Genomic DNA, 14,696 nt, shown 5'->3' on the forward strand with positions numbered 1-14,696 from the left:
TAAACTGACAAAGATACAGCTTCGGGCTTTTTACGGATTTTTAATTTCAGCGGAATCTCATTCCAAAGCAACAGCTCAAACCTATATTAATACTTTGCAATTATTTCAAGAGCATATGTCCGATAGTTTAATTGAAAATGCAACAGAAGCCGACTGTATTGATTTTATTTTGAATAGATCCGAATCGGGAATTATGGCTAAAACCATAGCCAAGGATATTGCAGCTCTTAATTCCTTTTTTAGATTTTTAATTATCGAAGGAGTTAGAAAAGATAATCCGAGTGAGAGTATCGAAAGACCTAAAAGGGAAAAGACTCTGCCCAGGGTCTTATCTCCGGATGAAGTAGACAGCCTTTTTGCTGCAATTCCTTTGGATTCTCCTAATAATATAAGAGACAGGGCTTTATTTGAGCTTATTTATTCTGCAGGTCTTAGAGTCAGCGAGATTGTTAATTTAAAAATGGAAGATATTTTTTATGATGAAGATTTAATTAAGGTTACGGGAAAGGGCAATAAAGAAAGAATTGTTCCTTTCGGCAGTGCCGCCAAGTATTGGCTTAAGCAATATATACTTGAAGCCCGTACCGAACTATTAAAACCTAAGCATCCTGAAAACACATTGATTTCAGGTTCCGTATTTTTAAATAACAGAGGAGCTGTTTTAACCAGAAAGGGAATTTGGAAAAGAATAAATGAACTTTCAAATTTTTCGGGTATTGAAACAAAGGTTCATACTTTAAGACATTCTTATGCTACGCATTTACTTGCCGGAGGAGCGGATTTGAGGTCTGTTCAATGTCTTTTGGGACATTCCGATATTTCTACAACTCAAGTTTATACGCATATCGAGGATAAGTCTTTACAAATGTATCATAATAAATTTTTTGATACTAAAAAGTTAGAACGAGGTATAAAATGAAAAAAAGATTTTGTTTTGTAATAATCACTTTGTTGTTAATCTTTATATTGGGAAGCTGTAACAAGGTTACAAGTATTCGAAGGCTTCAAGAATTGGAGGAAGGAGTCAGCAATCCGAATACGGAGGCCGAATTAAAGGATGCTATAAGAAAATATGAAAAAAGAGTTGACGATATAATGATTGCAGAAGAAAGGATAGGTATTTGGTATAAAATACTCGGATCAAGATATATGGATCAAAAAATGTATAAAAAAGCATTAAAAGCTTTTCAATCTGCATTGGAGTATTATCCCGAGAATCAAAATTTATTTTATCAGGCCGGTCTTGCTGCAAGTTTAACGGCAAAAAATTCTTTAGATTTTGAATTGACCGGAACCGACATCGAGAAAAAAAGATATTTTGATCTTGCCGTTTCCGCTTATAAGCGTGCTCTTGAAATAAATCCTAAACATGCAAAGGCTGTTTATGCTATATCGGTATTGTACATATTCGAATTAAATCGTCCTGCCGAAGCAATTCCTATTTTAGAAAAAATTACCGAATGGGAAAAGAAACCTATAGATCATTTATTTTTACTTGGGGCTGCTTATTATATGACAGGTGAAAATGAAAAAGCTATTGCCGTTTATGAGCGCATTATCGAAATTTCAAGCAGCGCAGAAAAAAAAGCAAAAGCGGAAAGCAATATTAGGGAGATTAGGAGTTCGGGAGGAAGATAAAAAGTGAAGATATCCGAAAAAGAAAGTTTGTACATAGGATTATCTCATTGCTATTTTCTCAAAGGAAGGGAAAAGCTTGTTCTATCGGAAAAGCTCGATTCCTTATCTTCTCTTGTGTCGCTTTCTCTAAAAGATATTTCGGAAATTATCGGCCGGCAGGTAAGACCCAAAAAATGGGATAAAGATTTACTTAGATCTCTTACGGATTCAAGCATAAAACTTATGAGCTCATATGATATAAAGATGCTTTATTTTTATGATTCGGATTTTCCCCCGCAGCTTAGGGAGATTCCGGATCATCCATTTACCGTCTTTTATCGCGGAACACTCCCGTCAACTGAACAGCCTATGCTTGCGATGGTAGGAACAAGGCGGCCTACGGGGGACGGAATTGAACAAGCCTTGAATTTGGGAAAAGAAAGTGCCGAAAAAAATATTCCTGTTGTTTCGGGATTGGCTTTCGGTATAGATTGTTTTTCTCATAAGGGCTGTCTTGAAGGAGAAGGTAAGACCTTGGCAGTATTGGCCTGCGGGCCTGAAATGATTTATCCCCGTTCAAATAAAAAACTTGCTGCAAATATTTTGGAATCGGGCGGATGTATTTTAAGTGAATATGCTCCGGGAACGGAACCTTTGTCCTATCGCTTTCCTGAACGGAATAGAATTATTTCGGGACTTTCACGTTCCGTTTTAATTGTAGAAGCTCCAAAAAAATCGGGAGCTCTTATTACTGCAGATTTTGCCTTGGAGCAAGGCAGGGATGTTTATGTATGCGGTCTTCTTCTTAATTCTTTACAAAATGAAGGCGGTAAAGCCCTTTACGAACAAGGTGCATTTGCGATAAAATCCATAGATGATATTTTACATGACTGGAAATATCCTACGGAAAATAATTTAAAAAATAATCAGCAAAATATGCTGTTTACTAATTTATAGATTATGAGGTATTGATTTATGGAAAACACGATGAATGAAACAAAAAAAACTAAACGTACTGCAAAAAAAACAAAACAGCATTGCTTGGTTATAGTCGAGTCTCCTGCAAAGGCTAAGACGATTGAAAAATATTTAGGAAGCGATTATATCGTAAGAGCTTCGATGGGTCATTTGATAGATTTGCCTAAATCCAGATTGGCAATCGATATAGAACATAATTTCACTCCCGAATATATAACGGTTCGGGGCCGTGCTAAAATTTTAAAAGAATTAAAAAAGGAAGCAAAAAAATCTTCAGGTGTATTTCTTGCAAGTGATAATGATAGAGAAGGGGAGGCTATCGCCTTTCATTTACATGAAGCCTTGCTTCCGGAATGTTCTTCTCCGATAAAAAGAATAGTTTTTAACGAAATTACTCCCAATGCAATCCAAGAAGCCGTAAAAAATCCCATGGATATAGATATGGGAAAGGTAAATGCTCAAAAATCCAGAAGAGTTTTGGATAGATTGGTCGGTTATAACCTATCTCCGCTTCTTTGGCAAAAAGTAAAAAACGGATTGTCGGCAGGCCGTGTTCAATCCGTTGCATTGCGTCTAATCTGTGAACGGGAAGAAGAAGTTGAAAATTTTATTCCTGATGAGTATTGGACTCTTGACGGAGATTTTAAATACAATAAAACTTCTTTTGAAGCTCAACTTGTAAAATACAAGGATAATAAGCCTGAATTAAAAAATCAAAAAGAGGTTGATGCAATCATCAATGAGTTGAAGTCCTTGCCTGCTGTTGTGGATGATATTAAGATAACGGAAAAAAGTATAAAGCCTCGCCCCCCGTTTACAACTTCTACATTACAACAGGTTGCGGCAAACAGAATAGGCTTTACATCAAAAAAAACAATGCAGGTAGCCCAGCAGCTGTATGAAGGTGTTGCTGTCGGTTCTACCAGAGTCGGTTTGATTACCTATATGCGTACCGATTCGGTAAGAATTTCCGATACGGCAATAGAGGCTGTCCGTAAATGGATTAATGAAAATCATCCTAAAGAATTGCCTGATGGGCCGAATGTATACGCAGCAGGGAAAAAAGCACAGGATGCACACGAGGCAATTCGTCCTACATACATTGAGTATACTCCTTCTTATTTAAAAGAATTCTTAACCCGTGACCAGCTAAGACTTTACTCTTTGATTTGGGAACGCTTTGTTTCAAGTCAAATGAAAAATGCAAAAACAAAAACATCGAGTTATGAAATAAAAGTGGGGGATGCCGTTTTTCGTGCAGCTTCTACAAAGATAACCGAAAAAGGTTTTTACACGGTTACAAAAACATTAATTTCAAAAGACGAAAAAGGAACTTCTCTTCCATCTATGAAGATGGGAGATGAAATAAGTATTGAAAGTTTAAGACCTGAACAGCATTTTACTCAAGGTCCTGCCCGTTATACGGATGCAAGTATCGTAAAAATGCTTGAAGAAAAAGGAATCGGAAGACCTTCAACCTATGCGCCTATTATTTCCGTTTTACTTGGACGTTATTATGTAACAAGATCTAATAAACAGCTTGTTCCGACTCAGCTGGGAAGAATTATCAACAATCTTTTAGTCAAAAATTTTTCCGAAATAATAGATGTAAACTTTACTGCCGGAATGGAAAACCGCTTGGACGAAGTAGCTGAAAATAAAATAGAATGGCCTAAATTGATGGAAAGTTTTTACGGTTCATTTAAAGAAAAAGTAGATACAGCCTTGGAAAATGTAGAAAGTATTAAAGGTTCATTGGATGAAGCTACGGACATAGTCTGCGAAAAATGCGGAAATAAGATGGTAAAAAAACTTGGCCGTTTCGGGGTGTTTTTGGCTTGCAGTGCCTTCCCTGAATGTAAAAATACAAAATCAATTCCTTTGGCAAAATGTCCGCGGGAAGGCTGCGGCGGAGACATAATCGCACGTAAATCTAAAAAGAGGGGAAAAGAATTTTACGGATGTACACATTTTCCCGAATGTGATTTTATTTCGCACTTTAAACCTATCAATGCCTCTTGTCCTAAATGCGGCTGGTTTATGGTAGAAAAGTATGATAAGAAAAACGGAAACTATAAGGCTTGTATTAATCCTAATTGCGATTATTTACACAGTGTAGTTGAAGGTGTAGAAGATGTGGAGGTGGACAGAAGCAATGAATGAAGTATTTGAAAGCTACCTCACATATAGTGCGGGAGTGCGGCAATTTACAAAGGCAACAATAGATTCTTATAAAAACGATTTGATTATTTTTGAAGAATGGCTAAAAGAACTTGACTTAAATGCTTTTGAGTTAAAGGCTTCGGACATCAGGATTTTTATTGCAGAACTTGCAGATAAAAAAATTGCTCCGGCTTCAATTAACAGAATGATGTCTACGCTAAGAGGTTTTTATAAATATGCTCTAAGGTTCAATTTGACAAAAATAAATCCTATATCTTCTGTAAGAAATTTAAAACTTGCTCAAAAACTTCCTGTGTTTATGTTTCCAAAACAGGCACAAGAGTTTTGTAAGCTGCCTTCAAATGCCGGTATTCTTTGGGAAATAAGGGATGCTGCCTTATTTGCTTCTCTTTATTCTACGGGTTGCCGTGTTTCGGAATTAGCCGGGCTCGATATAAAAGACTTGGATAAAACGCTTTCTTATGCCATCGTTTTCGGAAAAGGTAAAAAAGAAAGAAAGGTGTTTTTTGCGGAATTTGCAAAAGAATATTTGAGGGAGTATTTAAAAGAAAGGTCTGACTTGGTTGGAAAGTTTAAAGGCCAAGTTCAAAAAGACGGCAAGGGAAAAATTAGAGATGCTCTTTTTATAAATCAAAAGGCTCAACCCTTAACAAGCAGGGGAATTCGGTATATAATAAACAGATATGTTGAGTTATCTCCCGAATTAAAACATCTTTCACCCCATGCTTTTAGGCATAGCTTTGCATCGACATTGATTACACGCGGAGCAGATATAAGGGTTGTACAGGAATTGCTTGGACACGAAAGTGTTTCGACCACGCAAAGATATACGCATATTACGGCTGAGCAGCTTCAAAATTTATATAAGACTGCTCATCCTCATTCATAGATAGGAGTTTTAGATGAGTCAAAAAATAAGAAGTACTACGGTGATTGCGGTAAGAAAAGACGGGAAAATTGTTATGGCCGGAGACGGACAGGTAACCATGGGCGAAACCGTTATGAAGGGAAATGCCCGAAAGGTAAGAAAAATTTATGACGGAAAAATTATAACGGGCTTTGCCGGAGCAACGGCCGATGCCTTTACTCTTTTGGAAAAATTTGAAATCAGGGTAAAAGAATTTTCAGGAGACCTTACCAGAGCTGCGGTAGAGCTTGCAAAAGATTGGCGCACCGATAAGATGCTCAAAAACTTGCAGGCCCTCTTACTTGTGGCTGACGCAAAGACTACTCTTTTAATTTCGGGAAACGGAGATGTTATAGAGCCTGAAGAAGATGTACTTGCAATAGGCTCCGGAGGAAATTATGCTTATGCTTCTGCTTTGGCTTTGATGCAAAACACAAACCTTTCTGCCCGTGAAATTGCGGAAAAGAGTTTACAGATTGCAGGAAAGATATGTATTTACACAAACGGAAAGATAGTTATGGAGGAAATATAATGAACGAAGAATTAAAAGATTTGACACCTAAACAAACTGTTGCAGAACTGGATAAATATATCATAGGACAAAACAAGGCGAAAAGAGCCGTTGCTATTGCTCTTCGTAACAGAATGCGACGTCTCAAACTTCCCGAAGAAATCAGAGATGAAATAGCTCCTAAAAATATTTTGATGATAGGGCCTACGGGTGTAGGTAAAACCGAAATTGCAAGACGGCTTGCAAAATTGTCGGGAGCTCCTTTTTTAAAGGTAGAAGCTACAAAGTACACTGAAGTGGGTTACGTAGGCCGCGATGTCGAATCTATGATCAGGGATTTGATGGCTGTCGGCTACACAATGGTTAAAAGCGAAATGCAGGAAAAACTAAAAGAGCAAGCAGAAAAAAATACTGAGGAATCTTTATTGGATTTGCTTTTGCCCGGTTCAAATAAAAAGAAAACTGCAGCTGCCTCTCAGCCGCAAGATGTTTCTCAAGTCTCTGCCGGAACAACGATAATCCTTCCAAGTATGAGTTCTACGGCTCCTGTTGAAGAGCATAAGGCTCAAAATGAAAACGATATGAGCGGCACAAGGGAAAAATTCCGCGTAATGCTCCGCGAAAAGAAACTCGAAGATAAGATGGTTGAGGTTACTATTTCTCCTTCCATGGGAACTCCCACATTCGAGTTTTTTGCAGGCGGTTCAAATATGGAAGATATTGAATCTGCAATGTCTAATATTTCCAGTATGCTCATGGGCGGAGCAAAATCGAAACGCAAAAACGTAAGCGTAAAAGAAGCCCGCGAAATTATAATGGCCGAACAGCTTGACCGAATGGTAGATCATGATAAGGTAACGGACGAGGCAAAGCAAAGGGTCGAGCAGATGGGAATTATATTTATTGACGAAATCGATAAGGTCGCTTCCCGTTCGGATCGAGGAGGCGGGCCCGATGTTTCGCGAGAGGGTGTTCAGCGCGATATTCTTCCCATAGTTGAAGGCTCTAAGGTTTCCACTAAGTACGGCGTTGTCGATACCCGTCACATTCTTTTTATAGCAGCAGGAGCTTTTAGCGTATCAAAGCCGAGCGATTTAATCCCTGAATTTCAAGGACGCTTTCCCTTGCGCGTAGAGCTTGAAGCCTTGCATGCAGAAGATTTTAAACGCATTCTCCTCGAACCTAAAAATGCTTTGACCAAACAGTATGCAGAGCTTTTGGAAACCGAAGGTGTAAAAATAGAATTTTTAGATGAAGCCATTGATAGGATGAGTTTTTTGGCTGCCGATGTAAACAGCAAAAACGAAAACATTGGGGCCAGAAGGCTCCATACGATTATGGAAATGCTTTTAGAAGATATTTCGTTTAATGCAAGCGAAATGGGAGGCGAAACGGTAAAAATCGATGTAGCCTATGTGGATGAAAGGTTAAAAGATATAGTACAGGATCAGGATTTATCCCGATATATTCTATAATATGGTTAAGGGGTATTTAAAATTTGCCGAAAATATCCTTAGGAGTGAATTATGGGTTTTAATAGTTTTTTAAGAACAACGGATATACTGCACAGAGCCTTGGATGTAAACTCTTTACGCTATACCGTTACATCAAATAACCTTGCAAATTCGGATGTTCCTAATTTTAAGAGGACTGAGGTAAATTTTGAATCGGAGTTAAAAAGAGCCTTTGATTCGGAAAAAAATGCAAAAGGAGCTTTTCAGCTTGCAACGACTCATCCCTTGCATATAAAATCAAATGAGCCTATAGATTATAAAACGGTTGAGCCTGTGCGTGTTTTGGATTATTTGACTGCCGAAAAAGCAAACGGAAATAATGTAAACCCTGAAGATGAAGCTATGAAGGTATTAAAGATTCAAATGCAGTATCAGCTTTTAAGTATGATGGCAGGTTTTCAGTACAATCAGGTACAATCGGTTTTAAAGTAGAATAAGGAATCGGAGGAAAAAATATGGGATTGTTTACGAGTATAAATATTGCAGCTACGGGAATGGGTGTAGAGCGTCTTAGAACCGATGTAATATCAAACAATATTGCAAACGCTTCAAGCTTGGAAACCCAAGAAGGCGGTCCTTTTAAAAGAAGCCGTGTAATAGTCGGCCAAAAGAAAAGCGGTATCGACTGGCAGACTCCTTTTACTCCTCAAAATATAGAAAGGGGAGTAGGTGAGGGCGTTAAAGTTCTTTCGATAGAAAAAGATACTTCCGATACCCGTTGGGTTTATGATCCGACCCATCCTAAGGCTTTAAAGTACGGCCCTAAGGAAGGATATGTAGAGTATCCGAATGTAAACATAGTTACCGAAATGGTAGATTTAATTTCGGCTTCAAGAGCTTATGAGGCAAACCTTGCCGTTGTAAACGGTGCAAAGGATATGTTCCAAAGAGCCTTGGATATTGCAAGATAAAATGAACGATAAAATATTTTAGTGGGAGGAAAAAATGATAAACGCTGTAAATGTTGCAAATGTAAATTCGGTACCGGGACTTTTGGATGTTCCGAAAATTAATGCTGTTGTTACCGATAATTTTAGAGCCAAAATGGTCTCAAATACCGACATGATTGAGCTTGCTTCAAATAAAGAAGCTGCAAGTTTTGAACAGACAATTTTAAAAGCATTCGACAGCATGAATGCAAAGCAAACAAACATGGACAAGTTGGGAGAACAAATGATTGTCGATCCCGAATCTGTCGATGTTCATGATATAACGATGGGAATGGCCGAAGCAAGTTTGTCGCTTAAATTGGCGCAAACCATAATCGACCGTTTAGTAAAAACTTGGAATGATATTACTACAACGAGATAAAAAATAGCCTCGCAAGACTTTTAACTTAAAGTCTTGCAAAGCTCGTTCAGTACATGGGGGGAAACATGAACGAAAAGTTTAACAATCTAAAAACAAAGTTTGGGACGCTTTGGGGAAAATGGACAAAGCTCCAAAAAGGAATCATCATCGGGGTAATTGTACTTGCTCTGGTGCTGATTGTAGTTCTCGGTAGATGGTCTTCAAAACCGACATCGGTACCCGTAATAGACATGGCGATAACCGATGTTGATCTGCGTGATAGAATTATCTTGCGCATTAATGAAGAAAATGTAAAAACTACAATCTCTTCCGAAGGTATAATCTCTGTTGCAGATGAAGCAACAGCCAGAAGGATGAGGACTATCTTGTTGCGTGAGGATTTGATACCCAAGAATACAAGCCCTTGGGCCTTCTTTGATGTTGAGCGTTATTCGCGTACCGATTTTGAGCGCGAGATTGATGTACGCCGTGCAATTACCGAGGAAGTCAAGAGACACTTAAAAGCATTGGATGATATTGATGATGCCAATGTTGTCGTCAGAATACCTGAAAAGGCCTTATTTGAATCGGAGCAACTTCCTGCAACTGCGACTGTTGTTATTACTCCTGCACCCGGAAGCGATATTTCAACCAATCGAAAAAAAATAGAGGGTATTCAAAAGATGCTCAGGCTTGCGGTTCCGGGATTAAAAAATGAAGATATTACGATAAGCGATGCTTCCGGAATTCCTTTAAACGATTTTGAAATCATGAAAGATGCCGACCGCTTAACCTTAATTGAAAAGCAGCAAAAGTTTATTGCTAAACTTGAAAGGCAATACGGGGCAAATATATTGACTCCTTTACAAAAAATATACGGTGAAGACAGAGTTAGAGATATAAACGTTAAAATTGATATGGATATGTCTGAACGTTCTGCCGATACAACCGAAATTCGCCCTACAGTTATCAAAGAAGATAATCCCGAGACTTCTTATGATGATTCTCAAGTAGTTCAATCGGTTACGGTAAGTTCGGAAAATGCAACGACTATCTGGGAAGGAAGCGGAATAAATCCTCAAGGGACTACGGGAACCGAGGGACAAACTCCTCCTTCTTATCAAGATACAAGAAATTTAGTGGGACGCTCGACTCAGACCATCACAAAGGAAAACCATCTTGTAAGTTCAAGCCAGATAAAGGAAGTCTTCCTTCCAAAAATGGGAAGAAGAACCGTATCGGTAAACATTGACGGTGTTTGGGAAAAGAAAAAAGATGTTAACGGAAAATATATTATTAAAAACGGTGTGATTGAAAGAGAATATAAACCTCTTTCTTCTGAAGAAATAAAGCAGGCCGAAAAAATAATTAAAGATGCCATAGGATTTGATGCAAGCCGAAAAGATTCCGTAAGTGTCGTAAATGTTAAGGTTGATAGAACTTCTCAGTTTGAACTGGAAGATAAGGAATATTTTAAGGCTTTGCAAAGACAAACCATATTCTTACTTTCGTTAGCAGGAATAGCATTAATATTGCTCTTCTTTATATTGTATAGAATCATAAGCCGAGAATATGAAAGAAGAAAAAGGCTCCGCGAAGAAGAGCTTCTGCGTCAGGCACAGTTGGAGCGTGAAAGAATGTTGTATGATCAGCAAATGGCTGATGCCGATGTTTCAATGACGGTTGAAGAGCGAAGACGTCAGGAGCTTCAAGAAAATGCTATCAATATGGCTAGGGAACATCCTGAAGATGTTGCTCTCTTAATTAGAACTTGGCTCATGGAGGAATAATATGGCTGTAGCACCTGCAAAAGAAAGAGGCAGTTCAAAAAAAGGTAAGGATATTAATTCTCTTACCGGAAGACAAAAGGCTGCAATATTCTTAGTATCTCTCGGAGGCGAAATCTCCGCTAAGATAATGGAAAGGCTTCGTGAAGATGAAGTCGAAAAAATAGTTTTTGAAATTGCAAGAACTGAAAGTGTTGAAGCCGAATTAAAAGATGCCGTTCTCCAAGAGTTTCAGGATTTAATGGCGGCTCAAAACTTTATAACAACCGGCGGTATAGACTATGCAAGGGATGTTCTGGAAAAAACTTTCGGCAGTCAAAAAGCTATCGAAATAATAAACAGACTCACGAGTTCTCTCCAAGTTCGTCCTTTTGATTTTATTCGAAGAACGGATCCTGCGCACTTATTGAACTTCATTCAGCAAGAGCATCCGCAGACAATAGCTTTGATCCTTGCCTACCTTGAGCCGCAAAAAGCATCGGTGATTTTGCAAAATCTTCCCGATGAAATTCAAAGCGATGTAGCAAGACGCGTTGCAACCATGGATACAACTTCCCCCGATGTTCTCCGTGAAGTTGAACGCGTTTTGGAAAAGAAACTGTCTACTGTTTCAAGTGAAGACTATACTGCAGCGGGCGGTGTCGACAGCATCGTTGAGATTCTTAACCTTGTTGACCGTTCTTCTGAAAAATCCATTATCGAATCTCTTGAAGACGAAGATCCCGACTTGGCAGAAGAAATCAAGAAGAAGATGTTCGTATTCGAAGACATTGTTATGCTTGACGATAGATCCATCAGTAAGGTTCTGCGCGAAGTTAATAACGATGAAATGGCTAAAGCTCTTAAACAGGTTGATGCCGAAGTTCAAGATAAGATATTTAGGAATATGTCTAAGCGTGCAGGTGCCATGCTCCGCGATGAAATGGAATACATGGGACCGATACGTGTTAAAGATGTTGAAGAAGCTCAGCAGAAGATTGTTTCGATTATCAGACACTTGGAGGATAAGGGTGAAATTGTTATCGCCAGATCCGAAGAGGATGAATTGGTATAAAATAAAACGGAGAATTGCTTATGGCTAAGACTATTTTTAGAGGCTTTGAGGTAAACAAAAACAATAACGATGTAGTGTTTTTACAGCTTAATAAAACTTTTCAAGAAGAACCTGAAGAAATTATTGAAGAAAAGGTTCCGGTTTATGAAGGTCCGACTGTTGAAGATTTAAAAAAAGAAGCTGAAGATTTTAAACTCGAATGGGAAAAGCAAAAAGAAAAAATGATTTCTGATGCTAAAGCTGAAGCCGATAAAATTATTAAAGATGCTCAAAATGCAGCCTTTGATGAGGTAAAAAGGCAGACAGATGAAGCTCAAGTTATTGCTCAAAATGCAAAAAAAGATGCTGAAGATATTATAGCCGAAGCCGAGCAAAAAGCCGGAGATATAATAGCCGATTCCGAAAAAAACAAAGATTCCGTAAACCGTGATGCTTATAAAGAAGGTTTTAACCGCGGCCGTGAAGAAGGTTTTAAAGAAGGAAATCTTGAAGTGCAACGCCTAACCGATCGTCTTCATACAATAATAAATAAGACAATGGATAGGCGTCAAGAAATTCTTTCTGAAACCGAGCAGCAAATAGTGGATCTTGTTCTTTTGATGACAAGAAAGGTTGTTAAAGTTATTTCCGAAAATCAGAGAAATGTTGTAGTTTCTAATGTCGTTCATGCTTTGCGAAAAGTAAAGGGCAGGGGAGACGTGGTTATACGCGTTAATCTTGCTGATGTGAAGATGACTACGGAGCACATCCAAAACTTTATATCTGCTGCAGAAAATATTAAAAATATTACGGTGGTTGAAGATTCTACTGTTGATCAAGGCGGATGTATCATTGAAACCGATTTTGGAGCAGTGGATGCACGCATAGCAAGTCAGCTTAACGAACTTGAGCAAAAGATTTTGGAAATATCTCCCATTAAAACAAAGATAAAGACCGGAAATATTTAAGGTGCCGATATGGTAGATCTGTTTGATAAATATACCAATGCTGTCTCAGAAACCGATCCGATAAAATTTACTGGACGTGTAGTCCGTGTTCATGATAAATTAATTGAAAGTGAAGGTCCTGTGGCTTCCGTAGGAGAGCTTTGCCAGATTATTACGGATGATAATCCTGATGGATTAAAGGCTGAGGTTGTAGGCTTAAACGGAACTATCGTTCAGCTGATGAGCTATACCGATGTTCAAGGTGTAAAAATAGGTGATCTTATTATTGCAAGCGGAGAAATTCTATCCGTCCCGGTTGGAAATGTTCTACTGGGCCGTGTTGTAGATGCTTTATGTAAATCTGCTGACGGTAAACCTGAGCCTTATTCGGCAAAAAGATATCCTGTTGTAGCTCCTCCTCCCGATGCTATGACCCGTAAGCCTATAAGACAAAGAATCGTTACCGGCATCCGTGCTATCGATAGTCTTTTGGCTGTGGGGCGCGGACAGCGCCTTGGAATTTTTGCAGGTACGGGAATCGGAAAGTCTACCTTGCTTGGAATGATAGCTCGAAACACAAATGCCGACGTAAATGTTATAGCTCTTATAGGAGAGCGCGGACGTGAAGTTTTGGATTTTATTGAGCATGACCTGGGACCTGAAGGTTTAAAACATTCGGTAATTGTAAGTGCAACCTCCGATCAAAGTGCTCTTGCAAGAATAAGAGGAGCATATACTGCTACGGCCATTGCAGAATACTTTAGAGATCAGGGCAAAGATGTTATGCTTCTTTTTGATTCGGTAACACGCTTTGCTATGGCACAAAGAGAGATAGGGCTTGCCATAGGAGAGCCTCCTGCAACTCGCGGATATACTCCCAGTGTTTTTAGTTCGCTTCCTAAACTGCTTGAAAGAAGCGGTACCTCCGAAAAAGGTTCCATTACAGGATTTTATACCGTATTAGTTGAAGGCGACGATATGAATGAGCCGATTTCGGATGCCGTACGAGGTATTTTAGACGGTCATATTGTATTGGATAGAAATCTTGCCGAGAGAGGACAATATCCAGCCGTTAATATTTTAAAAAGTATTTCCAGATTATCCAACAGAGTATCGGGACCGAACACAAAGAATGCATCAAAACGAATGCGTACATTATTAAAAGATTATACCGAATCCGAAGATATGATAAATCTCGGAGCTTATCAAAAAGGAAGCAGTGCAGCAATCGATGATGCTATAGAACATTATCCGCGTATTTATGATTTTTTAACACAAGAGGTGGATGATCCTGCAAAACTGAAAGATACATTACAAAAACTTTCGGATATTACGGGTATTGATATTCCTCCCGAAGAATTTGATGAAGCAGGATTAGGTGTTGGGGCCATAAAAAAATATGCTCAAAGTTCTGAGGCCTCCGCATTATATAAACCGGATCGAGAGGTTAATTAATGAAAAGGTTTGAGTTTCGGCTTGAAAAACTTTTGAACTTACGCGAATTTTATGAACATCAGGCAGAAATTGACTTGGCTCATGCTATTGCTCATAAAGATTATATAGATCTGCAATTAAAGCAGATTGCTAAGTTAAAAGTAAAAACAGGTACCGAATTTAATCCTGAGTCCGATAAAATTGATATAACCGATCTTCATAATGCCCAAAATTATATTATACTCTTAGATAAAAAAAAGGATGAATTATTAGAAAAACTAGTTCTTGCAGAACAAGTTATTGAAGAAAAAAGAAAGATTTACATTGAGGCTGCATCAAAACGCAAAGTGATTTCAAAATTAAAAGAAAAAAAACGGGAGCTATGGGAAAAAGAAAATATAAAAGCGGAAGAAACATATATCGATGATATTGTTACTTATAGATTCGGTCAAAATAAAACAATTGCAGTTAAGAGGAATAATTAATCAAGGATG

15 protein-coding genes are annotated in these 14,696 nt (G+C 38.4%); all 15 read left to right on the forward strand.

The window, feature by feature from the left end:
* Positions 1 to 4 precede the first annotated feature (4 nt).
* Positions 5 to 919, forward strand: a complete 915-nt coding sequence (locus tag HGJ18_RS02640; protein WP_187115764.1) for a site-specific tyrosine recombinase — start codon at positions 5 to 7, stop codon at positions 917 to 919.
* A complete protein-coding gene (locus tag HGJ18_RS02645; protein ID WP_253697542.1) occupies positions 916 to 1,638 on the forward strand; it encodes a tetratricopeptide repeat protein in 723 nt (240 codons plus the stop codon). The genes HGJ18_RS02640 and HGJ18_RS02645 overlap by 4 nt, the downstream gene beginning before the upstream one ends.
* 3 nt (positions 1,639 to 1,641) lie before the next feature.
* Entirely contained in the window at positions 1,642 to 2,574 is a 933-nt protein-coding gene (gene dprA, locus HGJ18_RS02650) for a DNA-processing protein DprA (protein WP_253697543.1), read from the forward strand.
* An 18-nt stretch (positions 2,575 to 2,592) separates the two neighbouring features.
* Positions 2,593 to 4,758, forward strand: a complete 2,166-nt coding sequence (gene topA / locus HGJ18_RS02655) for a type I DNA topoisomerase (RefSeq protein WP_253697544.1) — start codon at positions 2,593 to 2,595, stop codon at positions 4,756 to 4,758.
* A complete protein-coding gene (locus tag HGJ18_RS02660) occupies positions 4,751 to 5,668 on the forward strand; it encodes a tyrosine recombinase XerC (protein ID WP_253697545.1) in 918 nt (305 codons plus the stop codon). The genes topA and HGJ18_RS02660 overlap by 8 nt, the downstream gene beginning before the upstream one ends.
* A 13-nt stretch (positions 5,669 to 5,681) precedes the next feature.
* The gene (gene hslV, locus HGJ18_RS02665) at positions 5,682 to 6,218 is read left to right on the forward strand and encodes an ATP-dependent protease subunit HslV (RefSeq protein ID WP_253697546.1); all 537 of its coding nucleotides are present in this window, start codon (positions 5,682 to 5,684) and stop codon (positions 6,216 to 6,218) included.
* Positions 6,218 to 7,672, forward strand: a complete 1,455-nt coding sequence (gene hslU / locus HGJ18_RS02670) for an ATP-dependent protease ATPase subunit HslU (RefSeq protein WP_253697547.1) — start codon at positions 6,218 to 6,220, stop codon at positions 7,670 to 7,672. Before hslV ends, hslU begins: the two co-directional genes overlap by 1 nt.
* Before the next feature lie 51 nt (positions 7,673 to 7,723).
* The gene (gene flgB, locus HGJ18_RS02675) at positions 7,724 to 8,143 is read left to right on the forward strand and encodes a flagellar basal body rod protein FlgB (RefSeq protein WP_002668460.1); all 420 of its coding nucleotides are present in this window, start codon (positions 7,724 to 7,726) and stop codon (positions 8,141 to 8,143) included.
* 23 nt (positions 8,144 to 8,166) lie between these two features.
* Positions 8,167 to 8,622, forward strand: a complete 456-nt coding sequence (gene flgC / locus HGJ18_RS02680) for a flagellar basal body rod protein FlgC (protein WP_002668462.1) — start codon at positions 8,167 to 8,169, stop codon at positions 8,620 to 8,622.
* 34 nt (positions 8,623 to 8,656) lie between these two features.
* Positions 8,657 to 9,022, forward strand: coding sequence for a flagellar hook-basal body complex protein FliE (gene fliE, locus HGJ18_RS02685; protein WP_253697548.1), 366 nt, complete (start codon positions 8,657 to 8,659; stop codon positions 9,020 to 9,022).
* A gap of 65 nt (positions 9,023 to 9,087) precedes the next feature.
* The gene (gene fliF, locus HGJ18_RS02690; protein ID WP_253697549.1) at positions 9,088 to 10,791 is read left to right on the forward strand and encodes a flagellar basal-body MS-ring/collar protein FliF; all 1,704 of its coding nucleotides are present in this window, start codon (positions 9,088 to 9,090) and stop codon (positions 10,789 to 10,791) included.
* A gap of 1 nt (position 10,792) precedes the next feature.
* Positions 10,793 to 11,842 (forward strand): flagellar motor switch protein FliG, encoded by a 1,050-nt coding sequence (fliG, locus tag HGJ18_RS02695; protein WP_253697550.1) that lies wholly within the window; start codon positions 10,793 to 10,795, stop codon positions 11,840 to 11,842.
* A 20-nt stretch (positions 11,843 to 11,862) separates the two neighbouring features.
* Positions 11,863 to 12,789: a flagellar assembly protein FliH gene (fliH, locus tag HGJ18_RS02700; protein ID WP_253697551.1), complete on the forward strand. Its 927-nt coding sequence runs from the start codon at positions 11,863 to 11,865 to the stop codon at positions 12,787 to 12,789.
* Positions 12,790 to 12,798: 9 nt separating this feature from the next.
* On the forward strand, positions 12,799 to 14,223 hold the full coding sequence (gene fliI, locus HGJ18_RS02705) for a flagellar protein export ATPase FliI (protein WP_253697552.1): 1,425 nt from the start codon (positions 12,799 to 12,801) through the stop codon (positions 14,221 to 14,223).
* A complete protein-coding gene (gene fliJ / locus HGJ18_RS02710; protein ID WP_253697553.1) occupies positions 14,223 to 14,687 on the forward strand; it encodes a flagellar export protein FliJ in 465 nt (154 codons plus the stop codon). The genes fliI and fliJ overlap by 1 nt, the downstream gene beginning before the upstream one ends.
* The last annotated feature ends 9 nt before the right edge of the window (positions 14,688 to 14,696 follow it).

It is taken from the genome of Treponema denticola, assembly GCF_024181405.1.
GTDB lineage: Bacteria > Spirochaetota > Spirochaetia > Treponematales > Treponemataceae > Treponema_B > Treponema_B denticola_D.